Origin of the sequence: Sulfitobacter sp. SK011, assembly GCF_003352065.1 — a bacterium.
Lineage (GTDB): Bacteria > Pseudomonadota > Alphaproteobacteria > Rhodobacterales > Rhodobacteraceae > Sulfitobacter.
The window spans coordinates 300,185-323,167 of sequence record NZ_CP025803.1; the positions used below are offsets into that span (position 1 = coordinate 300,185).

Annotated in this window: 21 protein-coding genes, 1 tRNA gene and 1 pseudogene; 5 read left to right on the forward strand and 18 right to left on the reverse strand. The window is 55.8% G+C overall.

Going from position 1 to position 22,983, the window contains the following annotated elements; translation table 11 throughout:
• The first annotated feature begins 1 nt into the window (after nucleotide 1).
• Nucleotides 2-790, forward strand: coding sequence for a cytochrome c1 (locus tag C1J02_RS01400; protein WP_114880304.1), 789 nt, complete (start codon nucleotides 2-4; stop codon nucleotides 788-790).
• Nucleotides 791-1,110: 320 nt separating this feature from the next.
• On the opposite strand, the gene C1J02_RS01405 is transcribed toward C1J02_RS01400, so the two are convergent.
• From C1J02_RS01405 to dapF, 3 genes are read right to left on the reverse strand one after another with little or no spacing between them, the layout of a single operon-like run.
• Entirely contained in the window at nucleotides 1,111-1,788 is a 678-nt protein-coding gene (locus tag C1J02_RS01405) for a Crp/Fnr family transcriptional regulator (protein ID WP_368073761.1), read from the reverse strand.
• A gap of 33 nt (nucleotides 1,789-1,821) precedes the next feature.
• Nucleotides 1,822-3,075: a tRNA (N(6)-L-threonylcarbamoyladenosine(37)-C(2))-methylthiotransferase MtaB gene (mtaB, locus tag C1J02_RS01410; protein ID WP_114876811.1), complete on the reverse strand. Its 1,254-nt coding sequence runs from the start codon at nucleotides 3,073-3,075 to the stop codon at nucleotides 1,822-1,824.
• On the reverse strand, nucleotides 3,072-3,893 hold the full coding sequence (gene dapF, locus C1J02_RS01415) for a diaminopimelate epimerase (RefSeq protein WP_162798203.1): 822 nt from the start codon (nucleotides 3,891-3,893) through the stop codon (nucleotides 3,072-3,074). Before dapF ends, mtaB begins: the two co-directional genes overlap by 4 nt.
• A gap of 117 nt (nucleotides 3,894-4,010) precedes the next feature.
• On the opposite strand from dapF, the gene C1J02_RS01420 reads away from it, so the two are divergent.
• Nucleotides 4,011-4,086, forward strand: a tRNA-Lys gene (locus tag C1J02_RS01420).
• A 290-nt stretch (nucleotides 4,087-4,376) separates the two neighbouring features.
• Nucleotides 4,377-4,562, forward strand: a complete 186-nt coding sequence (locus C1J02_RS01425) for an AlpA family transcriptional regulator (protein ID WP_015500682.1) — start codon at nucleotides 4,377-4,379, stop codon at nucleotides 4,560-4,562.
• A gap of 72 nt (nucleotides 4,563-4,634) precedes the next feature.
• Here C1J02_RS01425 and C1J02_RS01430 read toward each other — a convergent pair whose 3' ends face one another.
• From C1J02_RS01430 to C1J02_RS01445, 4 genes are all read right to left on the reverse strand, one after another.
• Nucleotides 4,635-5,558, reverse strand: coding sequence for a replication-relaxation family protein (locus C1J02_RS01430; RefSeq protein WP_114876764.1), 924 nt, complete (start codon nucleotides 5,556-5,558; stop codon nucleotides 4,635-4,637).
• Between the two features lie 19 nt (nucleotides 5,559-5,577).
• Nucleotides 5,578-7,653, reverse strand: a complete 2,076-nt coding sequence (locus C1J02_RS01435; protein WP_205389847.1) for an ATP-binding protein — start codon at nucleotides 7,651-7,653, stop codon at nucleotides 5,578-5,580.
• Entirely contained in the window at nucleotides 7,653-8,012 is a 360-nt protein-coding gene (locus C1J02_RS01440) for a hypothetical protein (protein WP_114876813.1), read from the reverse strand. Before C1J02_RS01440 ends, C1J02_RS01435 begins: the two co-directional genes overlap by 1 nt.
• Before the next feature lie 184 nt (nucleotides 8,013-8,196).
• Nucleotides 8,197-8,796 (reverse strand): hypothetical protein, encoded by a 600-nt coding sequence (locus C1J02_RS01445; RefSeq protein ID WP_114876814.1) that lies wholly within the window; start codon nucleotides 8,794-8,796, stop codon nucleotides 8,197-8,199.
• Between the two features lie 523 nt (nucleotides 8,797-9,319).
• On the opposite strand from C1J02_RS01445, the pseudogene C1J02_RS01450 reads away from it, so the two are divergent.
• Nucleotides 9,320-9,550, forward strand: a pseudogene (locus tag C1J02_RS01450) (transposase); the annotation flags it as partial.
• Nucleotides 9,551-9,649: 99 nt separating this feature from the next.
• Here C1J02_RS01450 and C1J02_RS01455 read toward each other — a convergent pair.
• Nucleotides 9,650-10,399 (reverse strand): hypothetical protein, encoded by a 750-nt coding sequence (locus C1J02_RS01455; RefSeq protein WP_114876815.1) that lies wholly within the window; start codon nucleotides 10,397-10,399, stop codon nucleotides 9,650-9,652.
• A 377-nt stretch (nucleotides 10,400-10,776) separates the two neighbouring features.
• On the opposite strand from C1J02_RS01455, the gene C1J02_RS21010 reads away from it, so the two are divergent.
• Nucleotides 10,777-10,923: a hypothetical protein gene (locus tag C1J02_RS21010; RefSeq protein ID WP_205389848.1), complete on the forward strand. Its 147-nt coding sequence runs from the start codon at nucleotides 10,777-10,779 to the stop codon at nucleotides 10,921-10,923.
• A gap of 900 nt (nucleotides 10,924-11,823) precedes the next feature.
• Here C1J02_RS21010 and C1J02_RS01465 read toward each other — a convergent pair.
• The 10 genes from C1J02_RS01465 to C1J02_RS01510 form a co-directional block, all read right to left on the reverse strand.
• Nucleotides 11,824-12,588 carry an HpcH/HpaI aldolase/citrate lyase family protein gene (locus C1J02_RS01465; RefSeq protein ID WP_114876817.1) on the reverse strand — a complete coding sequence of 255 codons (765 nt, stop codon included), beginning with the start codon at nucleotides 12,586-12,588 and terminating at the stop codon, nucleotides 11,824-11,826.
• A 10-nt stretch (nucleotides 12,589-12,598) separates the two neighbouring features.
• Nucleotides 12,599-14,392: a thiamine pyrophosphate-binding protein gene (locus tag C1J02_RS01470; protein WP_114876818.1), complete on the reverse strand. Its 1,794-nt coding sequence runs from the start codon at nucleotides 14,390-14,392 to the stop codon at nucleotides 12,599-12,601.
• Complete coding sequence (locus C1J02_RS01475; RefSeq protein WP_114876819.1) at nucleotides 14,392-15,801, reverse strand: aldehyde dehydrogenase family protein; 1,410 nt, start codon at nucleotides 15,799-15,801, stop codon at nucleotides 14,392-14,394. The genes C1J02_RS01470 and C1J02_RS01475 overlap by 1 nt, the downstream gene beginning before the upstream one ends.
• Complete coding sequence (locus C1J02_RS01480) at nucleotides 15,782-16,678, reverse strand: sugar phosphate isomerase/epimerase (protein ID WP_114876820.1); 897 nt, start codon at nucleotides 16,676-16,678, stop codon at nucleotides 15,782-15,784. Before C1J02_RS01480 ends, C1J02_RS01475 begins: the two co-directional genes overlap by 20 nt.
• A gap of 121 nt (nucleotides 16,679-16,799) precedes the next feature.
• Entirely contained in the window at nucleotides 16,800-17,633 is an 834-nt protein-coding gene (locus C1J02_RS01485; protein WP_114876821.1) for a DMT family transporter, read from the reverse strand.
• Nucleotides 17,634-17,689: 56 nt separating this feature from the next.
• Nucleotides 17,690-18,499, reverse strand: coding sequence for a citryl-CoA lyase (locus C1J02_RS01490; protein ID WP_114876822.1), 810 nt, complete (start codon nucleotides 18,497-18,499; stop codon nucleotides 17,690-17,692).
• Nucleotides 18,496-19,332 (reverse strand): shikimate dehydrogenase, encoded by an 837-nt coding sequence (locus C1J02_RS01495; RefSeq protein WP_254693181.1) that lies wholly within the window; start codon nucleotides 19,330-19,332, stop codon nucleotides 18,496-18,498. Before C1J02_RS01495 ends, C1J02_RS01490 begins: the two co-directional genes overlap by 4 nt.
• Entirely contained in the window at nucleotides 19,329-21,077 is a 1,749-nt protein-coding gene (locus tag C1J02_RS01500) for a bifunctional sugar phosphate isomerase/epimerase/4-hydroxyphenylpyruvate dioxygenase family protein (protein ID WP_114876824.1), read from the reverse strand. Before C1J02_RS01500 ends, C1J02_RS01495 begins: the two co-directional genes overlap by 4 nt.
• The gene (locus C1J02_RS01505) at nucleotides 21,077-22,372 is read right to left on the reverse strand and encodes a TRAP transporter large permease (RefSeq protein ID WP_114876825.1); all 1,296 of its coding nucleotides are present in this window, start codon (nucleotides 22,370-22,372) and stop codon (nucleotides 21,077-21,079) included. Before C1J02_RS01505 ends, C1J02_RS01500 begins: the two co-directional genes overlap by 1 nt.
• On the reverse strand, nucleotides 22,369-22,971 hold the full coding sequence (locus tag C1J02_RS01510) for a TRAP transporter small permease (RefSeq protein WP_114876826.1): 603 nt from the start codon (nucleotides 22,969-22,971) through the stop codon (nucleotides 22,369-22,371). Before C1J02_RS01510 ends, C1J02_RS01505 begins: the two co-directional genes overlap by 4 nt.
• Between the last annotated feature and the right edge of the window lie 12 nt (nucleotides 22,972-22,983).

Here is a 22,983-nt window from a genome sequence, read left to right on the forward strand (position 1 = left end):
AATGATAAAAAAACATATCCTCTCTGCTGCTATGGCGATTGTTCTGGCACCTGCCGCATTCGCGGCGGGTGGCGGAGACGCCCACATTGAAAACATCGACTTTTCATTCGATGGGCCTTTCGGGTCATACGATGTGAACCAGTTGCAGCGTGGCTTGCAGATCTACACTGAGGTCTGTTCAGCCTGTCACGGTCTTCAATATGTCGCCCTGCGGACATTGGGCGATGATGGTGGTCCGAGCCTGCCAGAAGACCAGGTAATTGAATATGCCAAGCAGTGGGACGTGTATGACGCCGATCTGGATGATACGCGTTCGGCTACTCCGGTCGATCATTTTCCGGGTTCCAACCTGGAAAACGCACCTGATTTGTCTTTGATGGCCAAAAAACGCGCGGCGTTTCACGGACCCTATGGATTGGGCATCAATCAGTTCCTCAAAGGTACTGGTGGCGCTGAATACATCGCAGCTTTGATGACCAGCTATACCGGTGAAACCAAAGAACAGGCTGGTGCCACGTTTTATGAAAACACCGCCTTTCCCGGTGGCTGGATTTCTATGGCACCGCCTATTGAAGATGAGCAGGTAGAGTTTGTCGATGGCCATGCGAACGATGCACATCATCTGGCAGAGGATGTGTCTGCGTTCTTGATGTGGACGGCCGAACCTAAAATGGGTGATCGCAAGCAGGCCGGTTTTGCCGGCGTGTTGTTCCTGACGTTGCTATCCGTGCTGCTTTATCTGACCAACAAGCGTCTTTGGGCACCGATCAAGCACAAAGAAAACGACTGACAGCTATTTGGATTTTCTCGAAAAGACCCCTCCGGCCTGTTACGGCCGGAGGGGTTAAGTTTGAGCCGCGTGAAATAAGCAGCTCCTCAGGGAGAAAGGGATACTAAAAAAATTTGGTCAGAAGGAGTTTGCTTTAAAGCTGGCTCCCCGGTCCAGAATGGCTTAGCCACCTTTCGCGCTTGTCTGACCGTTTACCGTTATATGATGCGCAGGTACCCGCAATTAATACTGGGGCTTTGGTCTTACCTGAGCAGTGTGTCTCAATGATTTGAGTATTGCCCGTCAGATCAGACGCGTCTGTGAACTAGCTCACATAGTGATTAAAAATCGATGATATTTGCGATTTTTGTTAATGAATTTCGGTCACGCAGTATCAGGCCACCCCGATTAAGGTCGATCACGCCATCAGCCTTCCAGATCGACAGGGTTTTTGAGACCGCTTCGCGGCTTGCGCCCACAAACTCGGCCAGATCCGATTGGGACATGATCAGTTTATCGGTCGGGGTTTGTCCATTGCCGGTCAAATGCAGGATTTTGCGCGCAAGTCGGGCTGGCAGGGGCAAAAATACCTGTTCATTCAACTGCGCCCCCATCCACCGCAGACGTTTTCCTGCAAGCTGGATCATGTCGATGTTCAGCCTAGGTTTATCCCGTAGGGCCTTGAGGACGTCAGAGTTTCGAATGCCCAGAACAGATGTGGCTTTGAGTGCTGTTATTGTTGCTGTTCTGGGGCCGGGATCAAACAAGCAGATTTCGCCAAAAACCGCGCCCTTGTGCATAATCTGAAGGCTCAATTTTCGGCCTTCAGGCGATGTGACGCTGACTTCGAGAGCACCGGAGAGCACAGCATAAAGCGTCTCGCCCTGATCGCCCTGAACAAAAAGTGTCTCGCCTTTGCGCAGGTCCTGCCGGACAGCGAGCGCTGTCATCAAGTCACGCAGATCATCCGACGCGTTGCCAAGGAAACCTGACTCGAATAGCGGGGGTGTCGAATTCACTGAAGCTGTCCTTTGACGGGTAAAATCACCATGCTATGCGGCAAGATGATCGGCGGCGGCGGACAGAATTCTTGCCTGAACAATCTGTCCTTCGGGACGGGGTTGATCAAACAGCACTGGAGTGAATTGTTCAGTGCGCCCCATTGTCGGGCTTTCCATCAGGATATGATGTGTCTTCCCGACTTGATTGCGCAGGTGATCCACGACGCGGATCGTTCCCGCCATCCGCAGACGCGCTGCGCGGGACTTGATGTCGGTACCGTTCACCGCGGGCATCCGCGCGGCAGGGGTACCGGGACGGGTGGAGTAGGGAAAGACATGCAGCCACGTCAGGTTGCAATCGTCCACCAACCGCAGTGAATTTTCAAACATCGCCTCGGTCTCTGTCGGGAATCCCGCAATGATATCGGCCCCAAAAGTCATGTCGGGACGCAATTGCATGGCCGTTTCGGTAAAACGGATTGCATCGTCTCGCAAATGACGTCGTTTCATCCGTTTGAGGATCATGTCGTCGCCATGTTGGAGCGACAGATGCAGATGCGGCATCAGACGTCGTTCTGTTGCGATGGCTTGCATCAGGTTGTCGTCCACCTCAATGCTATCAATTGATGAAATGCGCAGGCGGGGCAGGTCAGGGACCAACCGCAAGATGCGCATCACCAGATCACCCAATTTGGGGGTCGCAGGCAGGTCAGCACCCCATGACGTCAGATCAACGCCCGTCAGTACAACCTCGTTAAATCCCTTGTCCACCAGCCGCTTGATCTGATCTACGACCACGCCCGCCGGAACAGACCTGGAATTGCCGCGCCCAAAGGGGATGATGCAAAACGTACAGCGGTGATCGCAGCCATTCTGAACCTGCACGTAGGCGCGGCTGCGGGTGCCAAAACCATCGATCAAATGACCAGCCGTCTCAGTGACGGACATGATGTCATCCACCTGAACAGCCTCGGTCGTGCCGATAAAGTCTGCGGCAAGGCCGGTCCACGTGCCCGCCTGCATCTTTTCGGTGTTGCCAATTACGGCGTCGACCTCGGCCATTTTGGCAAAAGTGTCAGGCTCGGTCTGTGCCGCACACCCTGTCACGATCAACCGTGCATCAGGGTGGGCCTTGCGCAGCTTGCGGATGTCCTGGCGTGCTTTGCGCACCGCCTCTGCCGTCACCGCACAGGTGTTGACCACCACAGCATCTTTCAGCCCTGCCTGACCCGCCAGATCTTTCATCGCCTCAACTTCGTAAGCGTTCAGCCGGCACCCGTGATTTGAGAAAACAGGCGCGCTCATGTGATGCTCATCAAAAAGTCGGATGTCAGCGTTCCGCTGAATACATGCATGGTCGGACCTGTCATCCAGACACCATCCTCGCGCCAGTTGACGTGCAATGTGCCGCCATCCAGATCAATGCGCACATCACGCCCTGTGAGGCCCCTGCGCGCCGCTGCAACGCCCGTCGCGCAGGACGAAGAGCCTGACGCCCAGGTGACGCCGACGCCACGCTCCCAGACCCGCATACGAATGTGATCGGGGCCAACGATCTGAGCAATCTGTACGTTGGTCCGCATCGGAAAGAGTGGATGATGTTCGATGGTTGGTCCAAACTGTGCGAGGTCAATGGCTGCCACATCAGGCACAAAAAAGGTGCAATGCGGATTGCCCATCCCTGTCGCCGTTGGCACCCCATCCATGGGCAATTCAAGCGTGTCCATTTCGTGCGCCAGAGGGATTTCATGCCATTGCAGTTGCGGTTGCCCCATATTGATCGCTGTCAGGCCATTGCCAGCGTCCCTGGCGACCAGATCACCGCGATCTGTGGTCAGGTGCAGATGATCGGCCCCGCTTTCCTCCATCAAGTACCGAGCAATACAGCGTGTGGCATTCCCGCATGCCGCAGAGACAGAGCCGTCAGCATTATAAAAGGTCAGATATGCGTCACCGCTGCCGTTGCTGATCACCGCCAGCTGGTCAAAGCCAACGCCAAAATGCCGGTCCCCGATTCCCTTGGCCATCGTAGCCGTAATATTCAGGTCACACGCACGCGCGTCCACGACGACAAAGTCGTTTCCCAGCCCGTGCATTTTCATAAAGGGCAAATCAGGTGTCAAAGCGCTGCACATTTGGCGCATATAACTGTGCTGAGCGCACTTATCCAGCATGTGTCTAGAAATTCGCAGGTTTAGGGCTTGACCCCCCTCCGCCTCCTTTCTAAGTAGACCGCCAGTGGGCCTGTAGCTCAGTTGGTAGAGCAACTGACTTTTAATCAGTAGGTCTCCGGTTCGAACCCGGACGGGCTCACCAATAAATCAAAGGGTTAGGTGGAATCGCGTAACCCTTTCTTCATTTCTAGTCTCTTTTTAGTCACTTGTTTGACGTTGTTTTCGGGTGATCTGCAATGTTCAGGTATAAGAGCGTTGCTCACGATTTCTGATGCGCTTGCTGAAAAAACCCGGATTTGGGCGACCAAGTGATTTGTGTGCATTCCATGAACGCTCTCTCGCCACTTCAACTCCAAGCTGCTAGCCTTTCTCTGCCTGGGTATTGTCGTAACCTTGGGCATCGCGATGCTCTTCAGAGATGGAGAGATCGTGATGAGGATACTTTCAAAACCCCAACTGAAGGAGTTGGTTCTGTATTCACCGCAACATGTCGCACGTCTGGAAAAGGCAGGCCTATTCCCCAAGCGGGTACAGCTGGGCCCGAACAGAGTGGGATGGGTCGAGGATGAAGTGCTGGACTGGCTTCAAACACGGATGGAGGGTCGCGAGGAGGCCTGACCGACACTCCTCATGTAGGAGTATGGGTGGCCGGAGGTGCACACTTCGGCCACCCGTTTTCGACCAAGAGGTTCAGCCGGTCTTCAGACCAGATCGGGACAACAGCACTGGCGCGCTTTGGCATCTGGCCCAATTGTTCTCATAATGGGAACCGATGGTGGTTTGAGCGGCCCTGTCATTCGGCATCACTTGCGCGCAGAAAAGGTTTTTTGCCGGGCCACCAAACTGGCCAACCAAGTCCAGAAACCGCTGTTCATTGCTGCGTCGCGAGAACACCCATAGAATTAACACCGTCGCCTTGAGGCCATAGTTGGCGCGGTGAATGTTCTGTTCAATCATCTGTCGGTACATCTCAATCGATGAGGCATAACTCTTGCGGGCCGCACTTGATGTCTTGGGTTCGGTTCCGCGATCTACTTCCAACATGAAGGCGCGATATCTACCACCGTAATCCAAGGCAAAAAGCTGATCCGGGATCAGTTTGCGACGGCCAATCGGAATAGTGAGGAAAGCTTGCTTGATGGCGAGGATTTCATGGGCTGGGATATACCGCACGTCATCCTGCGCTGCCGCGATCTCAATCGCGCTGGTCACGCTGGAGACGGCAGCTCCATGGCCCCAATGCCCTGTTGGCCGCACGGCGGGTTCGGCCAGGCCGAGATCAATGAGATGAGCGCGCGCCTGTTTGGTCAGGTCATAGATGTAGGGGTTGAAGTCGGCGTGCTCGGTGAATCGCTGTTGACGCGGTAGCATCAAAAATCCACCGGCCCGCAATTTCTGCAATTGCCGCAGGCTTGTATCCCTGCAGCGGTGCGTGTCTTTGGTGAGTGCATGTAGATGCGCAGAGTTTAGTGGCCCGTGACGCTCAATATGCTTGAACCAGCGGATTTCACGAGGCGTGGGGCGCACATCGGCCAATGGAACGATGTGATGGAATGTTGCGCGCCCCAGGCTGTCGGTTTTTTTCTTGTGCTGCAGTGAATCTGTGTGGCTCATGTCGCCAGATTAGGCGGGCTCAAAGCTCTGGCGAAGGGTTCGCGGGATCGTCGGGTTCGTTTTCTTCTGGTGGATTCGGCCGCGTCTCATCCGATGTTCCGCTGTCTTCAGCCTTGCTCTGCCATGGTTCCGCATAGGCGTTGCGGCTGTGTTCCCGGATTGCATCAATCTCAGCTTTTGTGGCGCGTTCCCGATTTTCCATAACAAAGAATGGAACGCTGATGGGCACGGCGCGGTCGGTTAATCCCCGCACAAAGGTGGCAAAAGTGCCCTTGGGCTGGCGCTGGATCAGATCGGCATCACACGACATTTGCCCCGCCAAGGCGCGCGCATCACGGGCTGAGACACCTCCGGCGAGTTTGATTGACGTGTTGGCTTCAAATGCTTCTTGCAGCCCGTTGCTGAGCTGGCCCAGGAACTGGTGCGCCATGATCATCCCGACGCGGTATTTGCGCGCCTGACTGAGGATGATGCCAATGTTCTGGTCGAAGTAATCATGCGCCTCATCGATGTAGATCATGGCAGGCAGGCGATCGCGCGCGGGCAGCGTGGCACGCTCTTGGGCGGCCTGAGTGATCAGAGCAATGAAGAAGCGGCCGAAGATCTCGGTGCCCTGTTCTTTCAGTAGTGATTTTGAGGTGTTGATCAGGATCAGCTTGCCTGCGTTCAATTCAGTGAACATGTCGAACTTCGACTGCGGGTTGGTAAACATCCGCTCGAAGGTCTGATTTTCCAGCACGCCATAGAGACGGCGCAGCACTTGCGTTTTGGTGTTGGTGAATTCCTTGCTGTCGAACTCGGTTTCAAAGAATCGGCGCGGCGTGCCTTCCAGCTTGGCAATGTGATCGCGGTACTTTTCCGTGCCGCCGGGTTCCATCAGCTCGCGTAAGGTGTGGATCGTCGCGTCAGGAATATGAAACATCAGGCGCGTAACATAGCGAAAGACCACGGATTGCTTGGCGGTCATGCCCGCTGACAGCAGCGATCCCAGAACAAAGTCATAAAGCTCAATGATGGAATTGGTCAGCCGCTCACGTTCGAGGGCGTTGTAGTTTTCAAGGCGACCCTGGCCAACGGAGAACAGGTTGAGGCTGACCGGAAAGGCGATGTCTTCTGGATCAATCAGAACAATCCGTTCGGGTGGCAGGGTTTTCGCCTTCAGGATTGTATTGATCAGATCGCCCTGGCTGTCGATCACCACGACCGATTTGTCACCCCGCACCACATCTTCCAGATCGTTCGCCAGGAAGTATTGCAGGGTCTGGGTTTTGCCGTGACCCGATCCAGCCACAATGTGCATGTGTTCAAACCGGCTGTTTTCCGGGATCTCAAATGGGGTTCTGAGTCGGAACAATTCTTTCAAATGAGTGCCTGCCAGATAGGTCTCCACAACATCATCGCCCTTATAGTCGCTCGGGAAGATCGGCTGGGTGCGATTGGTCCGACTGAGATTAGCGTCAATCCGGTCCCGTAAGCGCTTGAAGTGGTTGTAGTCAGTGTCAGCAAAAAACGGTGCGATGACATTCTGTACCGCCTGCCCCAGTGGGTGCACAAACTGGGTCACATCGACCAGCACGTCGCCCTCAATCGGCGGCACGGCCTGTGCAATGGTGCCCAGGCTGTCCGAGATGACATCTAGTGCAGTCAAAACCATGACCCGGTCGCTGCGGGCCTGCCCGGATCGCGCCAGCATGTCGCGATACCGCGCGCCCTCAACGGTGTTGCAGAGTGCAGGCATTGGTGGGATTTCTGGACTCAAACCTTCGTCATTGAGCAAGGCGCGCCCGATCTCCAGCAATTGGATCTTGAGAGCCTCTGGCGTGTCTGGCGGCCAGTGATGCGACAGGGCGGCATCGATCTCAGCGTCGCTCAGGCGCACCTGTCCGCTCAGCGCGTGGTTGTAGAGAATTTCCGTTTCCTCGCGGGCCAGACGCTCCAGACGTCGTGGGCTTTCTTTGTAGAGCCGATAGAAAACATAGGCCGGAATGCCGACCAGCAGAACCGGCGTAAGGAAAGCCGCCAGGGCGAGGATGCCGGAGATAATAAAGAAGGACAGGATTAACCCATTGAAGTTATCCGAGTTTGAACCTGCCATCAGATTTCCACGACTGTGCGCGTGCCGGTCTCGGCATTGTCATCCAGCCAGGTTTTCATTTGCGCCATCACCGCCAAAAGGTTTTCTTCATATATCTTGGATTTTGAGGGCGTTGCGCAGAGGAAACGATCAATCCGCCCATCCATCAGATGTTCGACACGCAGCTCGAACTTCTCATCGCGCGCATCGTTTTTGGCATCCGCTGGACGGCGATCCACCAGTTTGGTTTTGAGCAATCCACGTTGTCTGATGATCTGTTTTTCCTCATGGGTAAAAGCGACCATCAAATGCACTTCGTGATAGGTCGTCTTGAAGATGAAACCCTTTCGAATGACCTCATGTGAGATGGAAACGCGCATGTGAATTCAGCCTCGAAGGGTTTCGGCGTCTTCGAAGAAGACGACGGAAATATCACCCGCGAAAGCGGGTGAAGTCATGGCTTCAAAACGGCCTTTCATGTGATGGTATGTTCCCAAATGTTCAGCGATGATCCCCCATACCTGATCCCCATAAAGGTTGGGGATATCGTACGGGGACCTCAGCTCAGGTTTCGTTGGATTCAGCAGGGAGCTTTCTTGCAGGCCGTGCCGCCAACATATCGATGTGTTCTTTGGCGGCAAGTAACGTTTCGAATGGAATACCTTTGTACAGTAACTTGCCCTTTACGTCTCTGATTGTCTTGCCCCTGTAAACGGTACTCTGGTCTTCCAGCTGCGCCGGCTCGAGATCCTTGACCATTCGTCCTTGAGGTGACGTTTTGTCAGCTTGATCCACAAACGAACTTCTGGGTTCCTGTGCACTCTCTGTCTGCGCCGCCGCCGCGAAAGTCTGTGGCACTACACTTTGCAGTTTCAGGCCTTGCTTCGATACTTCCAGCTGATCACGCGAAATACTCAGCATCTGTTGCGTGTATTCGGCTGTATCCACGGTTGCCCGGCCCATTTGCACAAAGGCGACAAGGATAAGCCCTGTAATGCCAATACCGATGCCTGGAACCATCGCAAGCAGGCCTGCGCCACTGCCACCATACTGAGAAGCCCCCGCAGCACCGATCAGTGCCACAATCACTCCGACGACAACCACCGACCATGCCATGAATGCCAGAAAGCTAAAAAGTGATCTGGCAGCTTCGTATGAACGCATTGAAAATTCCTTTAAAAAACCAATTCGGACACCCTGCGGCGTACAACCAAAACGTGTCAATGGAATTGTCGGTTCTGAGCATATTACTCGGAGGCTGCGAAAACACTCTGAGATCGTTCGTGACGCCAAAATCACGCGTAGCAGGTCGCACATCTCGGTTCAGGTTTTAGACAAGGCGCTCCTGAGATGGGTGCGGATGGGATGGATGTTTTGGTGGTATCATCAACGGGCTGCAAAGCGTCAGTGGCGGGATGACGCGCGCGATCGGTCAGTACCTCAGAGAACCGAGGTTATTGTTTTTGTCTTATGCTCTGGACCTATAAACGGGTCACAATTTCAACGGCAGCTTCCACCAGCACCAGACGTTCGTCGAATTCATCGCTATGACCGAGTTGCGGACTTTTGAGACATTCGCTGCTTTGGCACCAATGGCCGGTGTTGGCGCTTCGCGACGTTGATCATGGTCATGTGCGCTTCGTCTTTGGTAATCGGACTAGCTGAATACGCCGGGATGCAGCGAGCAAAGCGCAATGTTCGCCTGGAATACATCCAGCCCGGCAAGCCACAGCAGAACGCCTACATTGAGCGCTATAACCGCACGGTTCGTGGCGAATGGTTGGGGCAATACATCTTCGAAAACATTGAGGAAGCACAGGATCAAGCAACCGAATGGCTCTGGACTTACAACAACGAGCGACCCAACATGGGCATCGGCGGCATGACACCCGCCATGAAACTGAAAACAGCCGCGTGAGTTCTACGGCTGAACCCCATTAAAAATGGGGGGATTACCGTTCAAGCTATCCGATTGAGGACGCAGTCAGTTTTGAACTCAGCCGGCACCAAACAAATGTCAAAAGTTGCAGGACAATTCAAAATGGCTTTCGCATCCAATTTTCACCGGATTGTAGCACAAAACCTTCTTAGCTTCCTCAACGGTTGGTTTCTTGTTCGAAACAATAACCTTTGCGCCCTTGTAAATTATTTCGCCGTAATTGGTACTTTTCGTGTGGGTAAGCGAAAGACGGTACGGGTCATACCTGAAGCTTGCAATACAACCAGTTCGCGTTGGTGCCAAAACATGCGTGGCTTTGCAGCGTCGCGGACGATTAGACTTAGAGCACCCGTCGCGGGTCGCCTCCTCGACGGTGCGTCCCCGCCCAATTAGACCGACATTGGTAAAAATCACTGCTGGACTCGACAGATACCGCTGATATCTCTCACGGGCTTTGCTCACTTTGTCATAGTCAATTGCACCGCGCGAACCAGACTTGGGTTCCAGTGAATACGAAAAATAGTCATTGTCAGTTTGAGCTCGCAAAAAAGTTGTATTGAGCTCATACAAAATTCTAATGTTGCTTTCGTTACCTGGAAACTGTTCCAAGATGAGCTGCTTTGCAGCATTCGAAGTATCCAGATCGAGCACACCGGTTACTTCAACTTCATGACCGTAGTGGATCAAAATCTTTTGAATGCGCCTTACCTCAAACTTCGAAAGCTCTCTTGCTTCTGCGTCCGCTAAAAATGCCAACGTCGAGAAAGCAATACAGAAAGAAGCGGTTAGAAGTTTCTTAATTGTTTTGCGAATTGACAGAGAACTCATTGTACTTACTCCATTCATCCGAACAGCTGCACTCAACTTGTTCAACTTGATCGTTACTATTTAGCGGACGCATCTTTTGATGCCTTCCACTCACGCCAGGTAATACTCGAGTATGCTGCAGCCAAAATCAACTGTGGCATTCGGTGGATTTCTTTGAGCACCTTAGGCGTTGGCAAAAGTCAGCAAGCACGCGTTGACGCGGATACGCTGGCTCGAGGTGCGCCTTGCTGGCATGACACCCGCGGCACTTATTGGACCGCACAATACGCGGACACACCCTATTTTTTGACAAATGTGATCTGGTTCACAGACAAACGCCGAAGCGCATTGTAGTACCATTTAAAAGAAACACGGCATCAACCTCGGAGAACCAGAAAATGCAACGCCGCAAACAAATTCATACCCAGAGACTCAGTCAGCCATCAGGCTACCCCAACTCAATTGCGCGTCAGGTGTTTGAACGCATTCTCAACGCCATACGCCAGAGCATCGAGATCCAGATGAAGGTGAGCCAATATCACTGACGGTTGGTGAGCAAGAAGTTCGTCTCATACCAAAAGCAGAGGCGAGGGCCCTGACTCTGTCGGATATCTGCAAGAGTATCTGTAGAGTCTTTTTTGGGTTAAATATCTGAGCAAATCCAGAGAATACCCAGAAAATACATTGTACCTAATTTTTCCCTTTCAAGGGCTCCGGAGATCTTTTTTGGTTTGTATCTCGTTGGCCGTAGCCACTGGCGCAATCCTCATAACGGAAATCCAGACCTTCAGTCAGTTCTTACAGAAGGCCAGGATCAACCGACTGATAGCCAATTGCTAACAATCAGTTCCAATTTTTTCCCAAAATGCCACAATTTCTACGATATGCCGCCGCTTTTCCATGAGAGGCACAACTGTGCAACGCATTCAAGGTTCTGGGCAATGATGGTAGCTGGCAAGTTCATTCTGACACATATCGAAATTCATGCTGTATCGCTACGTGCAGTAAATTATGCACACGAACCATATGGATCACCTGCCGCTCATCTGCGTCGTCTGCTTAATATTGGACGTGGTGAGCAGCCAGGAGGTTCCTTTGGAAGGGCGATGGCAGCGCAGTCAAATGTTTCCAGGGGCTCCACCGCCGAAATGGATCGGGACCTCTAAACAGGTCACGTATGCAACGACAGCACCGCCCATAGAGCAGACACTGGGGAAAAACACGGCCATGACCGAGTTGCGGACTTTCCAGTCGTTCATTTTTCGGGCTTCGCTCGCGCAGCACTTTCTCGCAGTCGCGGCACATTTGTTGTTGCAACGCAGCGAGCGTTGTCGAGGCGGTCATTCATGGGCTGCTGTATCTGACGAAATTTTTGTGACCAGTCTGGCAATAGAGCGGGATACGTTCAGGCCAGTGGGTTTAACAAATTTGCCCTACCCAGACCCTTAAGCGAAACGGTCTTTGATGGATTTGACAGCATCCGCCAACAGGACGAGATCGACGGCAACGGCGACGAAGGTCGCGCCGAGGGCGAGGTAACGATCTGCCGCATCGGGGTCGAGTGCCATGACGCCTGCCGGAACACCAAGTTCGACCAATCGCTTGATCGCGTCACCAACTGCGGCGTCGACGTCCGGATGGGTCATTTGCCCGGGCAGTCCCATGCTCGCGCTCAGATCAGCTGGGCCGATAAAGACCGCATCGACGCCGTCTGTTGTAGCGATTGCATCCAGATTCCTCAGCCCCTCAACTGTCTCGACCTGCACGACCAGACAAAGCTCATCCCAAGCGGTGTGGAAGTAATCGTCGACTTTCCCGTAGCGGGTCGCGCGGGTCATGCCTGCCATGCCACGCATGCCGTGCGGGCCATAGCGCATGGCGTGCACGGCCGCGGCGGCTTCTTGCGGCGTCTGGACGTAGGGGACAAGCAGGGTTTGGGCCCCCATATCCAGAATGCGTTTGAACTGGGTCGGATCGTTGGCCGCAGGCCGCACCAAGGCGGACACTTGGCTGTGCTGGCCGATCGCTTGCAAGGCGGGCAAGACCTCGATCGTTTCAATCGCCGCGTGTTCGCAATCGACCAAGACCCAATCAAACCCCGCCCCGCCAAGCATCTCCGGCACCGTATTGCCGCCGATGGTGTTCCAGATGCCAAGTTGCGTCTGCCCTGTTTTCAGGCCCGCTTTGAACAGGTTTTTCGGGTTTTCCATCGGCGGTCTTTCAGGTTGCGACGTGGCTGACGTCCTTGTCGGGTGAATAGATATCAAGGATGTTCCAATGCCCTGTTGTGGGCGTCGGATTGTTGATCATGGGGACATCCAACACCGTGGGCTTGCCGCTGGCAATGGCGGCCTGCAATGCGGGCAGCAATTCGTCGGCGGCGGAAATATGGATGCCCTCGGCCCCATAAGCGCGCGCGATGTCGGCATAGCCTGGCCCGTTTGTCGGCGCTGCAGCACTTCCGGGGAAGGTCGTACCATAGGTCAAACCGTAGTGCGCCTTTTGCAAGCCCGCGATGGTGCCAAACGCGTTGTTGTTCATCACCAGCCAGATGATCCCAAGGTTCAGTTCCACGGCCGTGGCCAGCATCGACGGATTCTGTCCGAAACCACCATCCCCGACGAGGCTGATCACCACGCGGTCCGGTGCTGCAAGCTTTGCACCAATTGCAGCCGGTGGGCCAAAGCCCATTGTGGCAAAGCCGCCCGGCGTCAGGATCGACCCCGGCGTCAGGATGTCGAACTGCTGGCCAACGCCGTTCTTGTTCCAGCCCACATCCGTTGTGATGATCGCGTCACCGGGCAGCGCTGTACGGGCGTCCGCCAGAATGCGCTCGGGCATCATCGGGAAGGCAGCAGAGGTCTGCATTTCAACGTTGGAGGCTTTGAACGTCTCACGGAATTTGGCAATCTCGGCTTTCTTCTCAGCGCGATTAAACCCGTCGGGATACATGTCCTTGGCCACACGCGTCAGCACCCGCAGGGCCGCCTTGGCATCGGCCACCACGCCAATCTCTGTAGGATAATTGCGTCCGATTTCTTGCGGTTCGATGTCGATATGAATGACCTGCGTGTCGTTGCCCTCGGACCCGATATTGAACGTGTAGCCCGGATACCAACTGGAACAATCCGCCTCTTTGAAGCGCGTGCCGACAGCGAAAACCACATCCGCCGCAAGGCAGGTTTGGTTGACCAGTTCGGTCCCCCAGAACCCGGTCATCCCCATGACAAGCGGGTGATCGTCGCGCACCGCCCCTTTGCCCATGAGGGAATGCGCAATCGGCAGCCCCATATGGGTCGCGAATTCTTCCAGTTCGGCAGAGGCCTGCGCCAAAAGGATGCCACCACCAACATATGCGACGGGCTTTTGTGCCGCAGCAATCTTCGCGACAATCGCGCGGGCTGTGTCATCGTCGATGCTTGGTTTTACCAAGGTGCGGGTGTTCTTGGCCACACGATCAAAGGTCTCGGACGGGACGACTTCGCTGAAAATATCCATCGGGACGTTGACCAGAACCGGCCCCGGCTGGCCGCTTTCTGCCAAGTGAAATGCCTTCTCAAGAATTTCTGCCATAAGGTCCGCGCGGTCCACTCGCCATGCGCGTTTCACGAAGGGACGATAGATTTCCCATTGGGCCGCGTCGGCGTGCAGGTTGACCTCTTGGTGCGGATGCTTGCCGTAATAATGCGTCGGGATATCGCCCGCGATGACGACCATCGGGATACAATCAAGGGCGGCATTGGCCACGCCCGTGGCGCAGTTTGTGAGGCCGGGGGAGAGGTGGCTTAGCACAACGGACGCTTTGCCCGTTACGCGCGCATAGGCGTCCGCCGCATGGCTCGCGGTCTGCTCGTGGCGCACGGTGATGAACTCAATCGGGCTTTGGGCGAGTGCTGCCAGAACGGCGATATTCGTATGCCCGCACAGGCCGAATACGTGTTCAACCTCACGGCGTTCCAGAAAATCAACGATATGTTCCGCGACGGTTTTGCCGTCTACTTTGGTGCCGTCCATTATGCGTTCTCCTGTCCGTAAAATTCACCGAAAAGCTCTGCCTCAGAGGGGCGGTCTTCGGCGATTGGCCGCGCCACCCAAGTGTAGTTCATCATGTGTTTCATGGTGACGTTCTCGTTGGTAATATTGCCACCCCAGATGCCGCAGCCAAGGCTGGACGTCATCGGCATCCCGTTGGTCCATGACCCCGCATTCGCCTTTGATTGCGGCTGTCGCACCATCATCCGGCTGACGGGGGCTACCCGTGCCAGCGCGTCGATGTTGTCGTCGTTGTGGCTGTAAATACCGCAGGAATGGCCGATGCCGCCAGTGGCATAAATTGCCCGCACCGTGTCGAGCGCGTCGTCAAAAGTTTTGAAATGATAAAGCGCCATGACGGTTGTTAGCTTCTCCTTTGAGAACTTATGCTCCGGCCCGATTTGGCCTTGGTTTTCAACCATCAGGAATTTGCGATCCTGAGGGATCGTGAACCCCGCCACGTCCGCCGTTTGTTGTGGTTTACAGGCGATTGTGGGGAACGTGCGATTGCCCTTTTCGTCCCACATTGCCGCCTCAAGCAGTGCCTTTTCTTCGGCGTTGCACAGGTAACCGCCCTCGGCCTCAAGTGCCGCGACCATCTGGTCATAGATGCTGGCTTGGATGATGATGTTGCCATCCGCGGAGCAGCCGGATCCGAAATCTGAGGTCTTGGAAATCCGCGTATTTGCGGCCGCAATCTCGATGTCCGCGGTCTCATCAATCACGATAGAAGAGTTGCCCGCCCCAACGCCGTAAGCTGGACGACCAGACGAATAGGCCGCCTTCACCATCGGCTTGCCGCCAGTCGCCAAAGTCAGATCACATTCTTCCATCAGGTGCTGGGTCATGGGGATTGATGGATGGCGAACGGACTGAAACAGATCCGCAGGAGCGCCAACAGCAACGCAAGCCTTGCGCATAACCTCGACCATTTCAAACGTGGTGCCTGCGGTGCGCGGATGGGGTGAGAAGATAACCGCGTTGCGCGCGTTCGCCGACGAAACACCCGTCACGGGCGGCGTCATCGCAGGGTTCGTCATCGGGATAAGCGAGGCGATTACGCCCGCAGGTTTGGCATATTTCACCAACCCTTTGACCTCGTCCACCTCAACGACACCTGTAGAGGGCGTTCGCAGCACATCGCGCAAAACCATCTGAATTTTGAACCGCTTGGCAGGCCGCCCTGCGCGGTCACCAATACCAGACTCGTCTACGCCCTGTTCCGCCAGTCGCGTGAATGTCGCCTCATTGCCCGCATACCAAGCGATTGCTTGGCTCAGGCGGTCCAGATCGGCCTGTGACCAATCCTCAATCTCTGCCATCGCGGCGCGGGCGCGGGCGATCATGTCTGCTGTCAATTTACGTTCTTCTTCAGTGAGCTCTCTGGCCATCTGTCATGCTTTCTTGTGTGGGAATGGGGTGGGTGCGCCGCTGCGATCTGACATCTCCGAAAGTGCGCTTGGCGTGCTGTAGACAGCGCCGTGCATGTTCTTCAAAGCCCAGTTCTGTGACGCGGGATTGGTTGGGAAGTTCAATGGAATAATCGAGGGGCGGCATCCGTTCGATGATACCGGCAAAATCAATGCACCCTTCACCGGGATAAAGCCGCGCATCCCGCGCCAGCTGGATCATCCCTTGCCGTGTGTCGGCAATCCCCGGCAGAGCGTCCGAGATATGGAGGAAATTCAGCAAGTCACCGGGCACATGGAGCAGTTCAGCCAGATCGACACGGCTGAGGTGCAAATAGAGTGTGTCAACCAGAATGCCGCCATTTGGCTGATCGGCTGCCCGGACGACATCAAGTGCCTCATCCAGCGTACGCAGTCGCGAAAAGCTGGGAAACTCAAGATCAACGGACAATCCGTAAGGGGCAGCGATCTCGCATGTTTCGGCGTAGCAATCGACGATAAAGTTGCGGTCATCACGGGTGGGCGTCCATGCGGACATGATCATGCGTGTTGCGCCCAACTCGCCACCCAATTCGCAAGCAGCCTCGAACGACCGCGGGTCGCAGTCTTCAGTGATACGGGCCAACTCGATGTCGAGAACCTTCAACCCCGTAGTCTGCAGCGCCGTTTTGGTGGCCGACACCATGGCTTTGTCAATCGGGCTTTCGCGGAACTCTCCTGGCACGTTCATCTGGATAAACCGTGGCGAAACAGCGTCATAGCCTGCCCGCGCCGCGATATAGATCAACTCGGGCGCGGTGGCATTGATCAGCGTCAGATGCGCAAGCGAATAGAGCGGTTGGCCGGTCTGATCTGGCATTGTGAATCACTCCATGTCATCTGCCAGTAGTAATAACATATTATGGATTCAGAAATCTATGGTATTTTATACTTTATCATATTTACTGCCGAATCCTGGTACGCATCAAATGAAACGCAGGTCACACAGGCTGGTTTGGCGTGCTTGGGCGTGCGCCTTTGCTGAGTGACAAGAGTGCGACCGCGATGAGGGTTATCCCCAGAAAATCCATTACCGTGAGCGTTTCCGCAAAGACGACCCACGCAATCAGCGCGGCCCACACCAGCGCGGTCAATCGGAACGGCGCAACGAAAGAAACCTCTCCATTTTGCAACGCATATGTCATCAGCACCATTGCAGCGCCCTGCAGACACCCCGCGACAAGAGTTGCTCCAAGCGCCCATGGCTGGTCAAAAGCCAACTCCTGAACCCCAAATACGAGCGCGACAACGATCATTCCGACCGCGGCATAAAGCGTCAGGAAGCTCGCGCTGAAATCGGGCCCCAACTTTCTTGTCCAAAGCTCTCGTCCGGCCCCGGCCAACGCGCTGAGAACAGGCAACACTATCAACCAGCCCGCGCCTTGAACCTGAACTGACAGCAATACGCCCGCCCCCGCCATTCCAGTCAGGATTGACACGACTTTAAGCATACTCAGCCGTTCAGCCAGAACCCAAGCTGCCAGCATGGCGGCAAACAGGATGTTGGTCATGTCAACGAAAACGGCTAACGAGAAGGGCAAGGCTATGACTGCCGCGACAAATGCAAAGACATTGGCAATCGTAAATCCTGTGCGGATCAAAAGGTCGCAGCCCCACAAGCGCGGAAAGGCCCAGCCTGTCTTGGCCATGACCATCAGGCAAACAAGAACAGTTGCTGAAGCCCTGACCCCAATGATCTGGGTGGTGGATAGGTCACTTGCGTAAAGCTTGATCAAGGCATCATTCAGCACCAGAAGAAACGCCCCGGCGATCATAAACGCCGCAGCTCTCAAGGGCCGATGAACTGGCCTTTGCGCGCGCAGCAAACCAATTAACCGTTCGGGTCTGAAGGTGGGATGTAATCAGGCAGATAGGCCGGTGGCATTGGCCCTTTGTTGCGCCCGCCTTGCTGCATTTGCTCCCACGCGTGGGACAGAATGCCAACGGACCGAGACAGGCAGAACAAGCCGCGCGACAGTGGGGCGGGGAAACCGAGTTCACAGAAAATCACTGCTGTGGCGCCGTCGATGTTCATTGCCAATGGCTTGCGTGCGCTGAGGTTCGACTGCACGGCCTCGCCAATGTCAGCGTAGCGCCCCGACACCGTGCCCGCCTGCGCGGCGTCCTGCACCAAAGCCATCAAACGTGGCGCACGCGGGTCAACAGGTTTGTGAAACCGGTGGCCAAAGCCGCTGACAATCTTGCCGTTGATGGCGCGCCATGCGTCCAGCCCGTCTTGGACAGCCGCGTCCAAGCGAGCGCCACCATCCATCCGCGCAGCGATATCGTAATACAGCTCCGCGCATTGCTCTCCGGCGCCGCCATGGACATCGCCGAGCATGTTGACGCCATTGGCCATGGCGTTGTTCAACCCGACGCCACAGGTTGCGGTCATCCGCGCGGCTGCAATAGAAGGCGCCTGCGGGCCGTGATCGACGCCAGCAACAAGTGCGGCCTCAAGCAGGGCCGCTTCGGCAGCATCCGGTAGCCGCGCCGCTGTCATCAGCCAGATCATCTGCACGAAAGACACGTTGCCGATCAGGTCTTGGATCGGGTGGCCGCGAAATTCGATTTTGCCGGGGGCCATGTCGATGATGGATGTGCGCCACCAATTACGGATTGCATCTGCGTCGTCGCTCATGCGGGGACCTCTTGGGTAAGTGTGTGGAAATGCGCGGTCATGCGAGCGACATCGGCGGGCAGCCCTGTGAACAGCTCGAACGCCGCTGCCGCCTGACCAACCGCCATGCCGCCACCTGTCATGACATGCAGGCCACGCGCGGCGGCGGCGTGCAGCAACGGGGTTTGATGAGGAAAGTAGACGATATCCCCGACCCATTTGGCGTGCGGAACGTCGTCCAGATCAATCGCCTGACCGGGGTGGGACGCCATGCCCATCGGAGTCGCATTAATCACCCCGTCGATGAGGGTTGCCCCCGACCAGACTAAAACCTGCGCTTGTGGGCGAAGCCGCGCCAGCCGCGCGCGTAAGGCGTCGGCCACACAGGCATCGCGGTCGTAAACGTACAGGCAAGAAACACCCGCATCCAGCATCGCCAAACCAACGGCACCGCCCGCTCCACCTGCGCCGAGCAAGAGGACCGTGTCGTGTTGCAACGGACCGATCTTGGCCACGAAAGCCCGATGAAAACCTACATAATCGGTATTATGCCCGACGGCTCTGCCGTTCCGAAATACCACCGTATTGACGGATCCTATGTCGCCCGCCCCATCGCTGAGGTCATCCAGCAGCGCGATGATCTGTTGTTTGTAGGGATAGGTCACATTGACGCCCACATAGCCCGCAACCTTGGCTTCTGTCACCGCATCTTGCAAGGCAACCGCAGGCTCTGGCGCACCCGCCAGATCAAAGCGGCGATAGCGATACGCCAGTCCATGCGCGCGCCCTTCGGCTTCGTGCAAAACTGGTGTCAGCGACGCCGCAATCCCGTTCCCGATCAGTGCGGCTTTCACGATGCCACCGCCGCACGCACTTTGGATTGTGCCGCCAATCTGACGGGCGCATTGCGCGCGCCGTACCCTGCATAGCGCCCTTTGCGTTGCACGATTTCAAAGAAGAACCCGTCAAAGATCGCCTGCCCGTAAAGCTGATAATACCCGCCATATTCGTCTTCGTCGTACAGGATGTTATGGGCCTGTAATTGGGCTGTGCGCGCGTCGTCCAGATCAAAGGCCGCCTGCGTATCGCTGTAATAGTTGCGCGGGATGTGCAGGCGCGCGAACCCTGCCTCAGCCAATTGGCTGGATGTTTCAAAAATATCATCGGTCTGGACTGCGATGTGCTGCACGCCCGCACCTGGTCTGCCGCTCACGAACGATCCCGCCATGGTCTGCGCATCCGCTGCTCCGTTCAGGTTCAACCGCACGTCGCCCTCGGGCGTTTCAATCGCCTGACTGCGCACGATGCCAGACGGGTCCGCCACGTTGACGATGGGCGACTTGGTCATTTCGAAGGTCGACAAGTAATAAAGCAGCCAGCTTTGCATCTCACCGTAGCGCATCGTCTGCGCCACATGGTCGATCCGGCGCAACCCTGCGGGCGGGGTCGCCTGTGTCGTCCCGACGGGTTCAAATTCGATGTCCCAGACACGGTGCAGGTCGGATTGTTCATCGATGAAATGGATGACACTGCCGCCAACGCCGCGAATGGCTGGAATGCTAAGTTCGCCAAGACCGACCGCCTGCGAAAAGTCGTGTGTCCCCAACGCGCGGGCCCGTTCCACCGTTTCGGCCGCATTGTGAACCCGTAGCCCCATGTCACAAACGCACGACCCATGTTCTGCGAACGCGCTGCCTGCGTGACCTGCTTTTTCTTGGTTGATGACGATATTCACCGCACCCTGCCGCCAAAGCGTGACAGCCTTGGTCAGGTGGCGGCGTTCGCGTCGAAACGCCATGGACGTCAGGGTCGTCTCCAGGTCCTTCGCGCCGTCTCCGTCCACCGCGAATTCGATAAACTCGAACCCTCTGGCCGGTACTTTGGGTGGTAAATCCGGCGTCGCGCTGCGCAGCAAGGGTTCCGTCGCTGCCGCATCTGACAGCGTTGTCACCAGTGAACGGTACGCATTAAGCACCGTGTCGCGCCCCTGCGGTTCAACCCCGACAGACCAAGGGCCGACGTATCCGGCACGCGCCAACACGCGGGCGAAGCCGCCCAAGTTCAAAGTGCCTTGCCCAGGCAACATCGGCAGGCTTGGCCCATCCCACAGACTGACATGAAAGACAGTCGCGCCGTCCAGATCCCGCAACCGCGCGGGGCGTGATCCGTCGCCAAGCGCGTGGAATGAATTGTAGCCAAGCCCGATAGATGCCTGCGCAGTCTTTGCCACGTAGTCACGCACCGCATCTTCGGCATTGCGCGCCGGGCGCAAGGCGATGCGAACGGCACCAAGGGGATCAAGGCTTTCGGGCAGGCACGCTGCGTCTGCCACATCAAGTATGAGCAGATCACTGCCCAGCTCTTTCGCCAAGGCGATCTTTGCTGCGAGCTGCGCCGGATTCACCCCCGCATCAAGCGGCCCGACGGACGCAATTTTCAGGTCCGCACCAGATACCATCGCCGACAGGTCCGCCAATGTCCCGTCAAACTGCGTAATGTCCGTTAGGCTCAGGTCAATCGCTTGGAACCCTGCGGCTTTGATGGCCAGCAACTTGGCTGCCATATCGCCCGGAACGATATGTGTCGGGATCGTCAGCATCAGCCCTGATAGCCAAGCAAACGCGGCAACCACAGCACAAGATCGGGCGATAGCATCATGACGATGAGTGCTCCGATCAAAACCGCCAAAAAGGCCCAGATTTCTGCGATGATCTCGCGTAGGGGGATGTCTGTCACGGCATTAATGACAAAGAGCAAAATCCCGTAGGGAGGCGTGATCAGACCGATCATCGAATTGACCACGACCAACACGCCGAAGTGGACCAGATCAATCCCCAAAGCTTCGCAGGTCGGAATGAACAGCGGAACGATCACAAGGATGATCGTCGTGGCGTCCAGAACGCACCCCAACAGCAAGATCAGCACATTGACCATAATCAGGAACATCAGCGGGCTGATGTCGGCCCCTTCAAGCGCCCCTGAAATGGATTGGGGGATTTGTTCTGTGATGACGATGAAATTCAGGATGAACGCACCGCCGATCACGATCCCAACAGCCGCAGAGGACCGCGCAGAGTCTACGAACACCTGATAAAGCGCCTTGAACGACAACGACCGATAGAACAGCGCCGCCAGCATCAGCGCATAAAACGCGGCGACAGCAGCGGCTTCGGTTGGGGTCGTGACGCCCCCATAAATCCCGTAGAGCAAGATCACTGGCATCAACAGGGCCGGAAACGCATTCGCGGTGACCCGCGGCAATTCTTTGAGCGGCACTGTTTCTTCGACCTCGAACCCGCGTTTGTGGGCCAGATACCCGTTCATTGCCATCAATACGGCGCCCATGATCAGGCCCGGTAAAATACCCGCAAGAAAGAGCGACCCGATGGATGCATTAGACACCAGCGCGTAGAGGACCATCGGGATGGACGGCGGGATGATCGGGCCAATCGTGGCCGAGGCAGCCGTAATCGCCGCCGCATATCCACGGCTGTATTTGCCGCTACGTGTCATCATCGAAATAATGATTTTGCCGATACCCGCAGCATCGGCCACGGCGGACCCAGACATGCCCGAAAAGATCAGCGACGCCACAACGTTCACATGGCCCATGCCGCCCTTGAAGCGGCCGACAATGGCGACGCAGAAATTCAGCAGCCGGTCCGTGATCGACCCCGCATTCATGATGTTGGCGGCGACGATAAACAGCGGCACAGCCAGCAGGATCGCACTGCCATAAAACCCTTGCAGGATCTTTTCACCGGCCAGCGCGACATCAAGTCCAGACAGACCGAGATACACAATCGAGGCCAGCAAAATGGAATACCCGATAGGCGTGCCGATCCCTGCCAGCACGAACAGGGTTACAAGGAGGGAGGCGAGTTCGAAGCTCATGTCGATTTCTCCGCTTCAGCTGCAGCTTCCGCTTCCAGCACGATCTCAAGCTCTGTTTTGGGGGGGCCGTTGCGGATCGTGTCAATCGCCAGCCAGATATACCGGGCAGCCACCACGATCATGAAGGCGCCGTAGACACTGAAGATCGTCCGCATGGGGATTTTGCTACCCGTGAACGGATTGCGCACTGTCGATGTCTTGCGGATTTTCATCCAGTCGATGTAATCCCATGTGGGCAAAAACGCATAAAGCATCCCAGCCACAATCGCGACAGCAGAGATGACCGCGAAAATCCTGCGCATGCGACGCGATAAGGCGAGATAAATGATATCGAATTTCACGTGATCGTATTCGCGCACCACAAAAGCGCAGCTAAAAAAGATCACCCAAACCCACAGGATCGCGATCAGCTCAAGCGTCCATCCAAGGGGTTGAATTGTTCCCAGCGCTGGAAAGGTCTCTGCCCAGCCGAAATAGCCGATGATTTTGGGTGAATACCGCGACCCGATCTGGAGCAGGAAGATAAAGAAAATCGCAGCCAACAATGCGGCTGCGATTGCGTCAGAGATGCGAGAGACCCACCGGAACACAGATTTCATGGCGGGTCTCCC

Bases quoted from the DNA above. Each gene is read 5' to 3' on its own strand.
- C1J02_RS01400 (WP_114880304.1), top strand. From the start codon at position 2: ATGATAAAAAAACATATCCTCTCTGCTGCTATGGCGATTGTTCTGGCA.
- mtaB (WP_114876811.1), bottom strand. From the start codon at position 3,075: ATGAGCGCGCCTGTTTTCTCAAATCACGGGTGCCGGCTGAACGCTTAC.
- C1J02_RS01425 (WP_015500682.1), top strand. From the start codon at position 4,377: ATGAGGATACTTTCAAAACCCCAACTGAAGGAGTTGGTTCTGTATTCA.
- C1J02_RS01430 (WP_114876764.1), bottom strand. From the start codon at position 5,558: ATGAGCCACACAGATTCACTGCAGCACAAGAAAAAAACCGACAGCCTG.
- C1J02_RS01435 (WP_205389847.1), bottom strand. From the start codon at position 7,653: ATGGCAGGTTCAAACTCGGATAACTTCAATGGGTTAATCCTGTCCTTC.
- C1J02_RS01440 (WP_114876813.1), bottom strand. From the start codon at position 8,012: ATGCGCGTTTCCATCTCACATGAGGTCATTCGAAAGGGTTTCATCTTC.
- C1J02_RS01445 (WP_114876814.1), bottom strand. From the start codon at position 8,796: ATGCGTTCATACGAAGCTGCCAGATCACTTTTTAGCTTTCTGGCATTC.
- C1J02_RS01455 (WP_114876815.1), bottom strand. From the start codon at position 10,399: ATGAGTTCTCTGTCAATTCGCAAAACAATTAAGAAACTTCTAACCGCT.
- C1J02_RS21010 (WP_205389848.1), top strand. From the start codon at position 10,777: ATGCAACGCCGCAAACAAATTCATACCCAGAGACTCAGTCAGCCATCA.
- C1J02_RS01465 (WP_114876817.1), bottom strand. From the start codon at position 12,588: ATGGAAAACCCGAAAAACCTGTTCAAAGCGGGCCTGAAAACAGGGCAG.
- C1J02_RS01470 (WP_114876818.1), bottom strand. From the start codon at position 14,392: ATGGACGGCACCAAAGTAGACGGCAAAACCGTCGCGGAACATATCGTT.
- C1J02_RS01475 (WP_114876819.1), bottom strand. From the start codon at position 15,801: ATGGCCAGAGAGCTCACTGAAGAAGAACGTAAATTGACAGCAGACATG.
- C1J02_RS01480 (WP_114876820.1), bottom strand. From the start codon at position 16,678: ATGCCAGATCAGACCGGCCAACCGCTCTATTCGCTTGCGCATCTGACG.
- C1J02_RS01485 (WP_114876821.1), bottom strand. From the start codon at position 17,633: ATGATCGCCGGGGCGTTTCTTCTGGTGCTGAATGATGCCTTGATCAAG.
- C1J02_RS01490 (WP_114876822.1), bottom strand. From the start codon at position 18,499: ATGAGCGACGACGCAGATGCAATCCGTAATTGGTGGCGCACATCCATC.
- C1J02_RS01500 (WP_114876824.1), bottom strand. From the start codon at position 21,077: ATGCTGACGATCCCGACACATATCGTTCCGGGCGATATGGCAGCCAAG.
- C1J02_RS01505 (WP_114876825.1), bottom strand. From the start codon at position 22,372: ATGAGCTTCGAACTCGCCTCCCTCCTTGTAACCCTGTTCGTGCTGGCA.
- C1J02_RS01510 (WP_114876826.1), bottom strand. From the start codon at position 22,971: ATGAAATCTGTGTTCCGGTGGGTCTCTCGCATCTCTGACGCAATCGCA.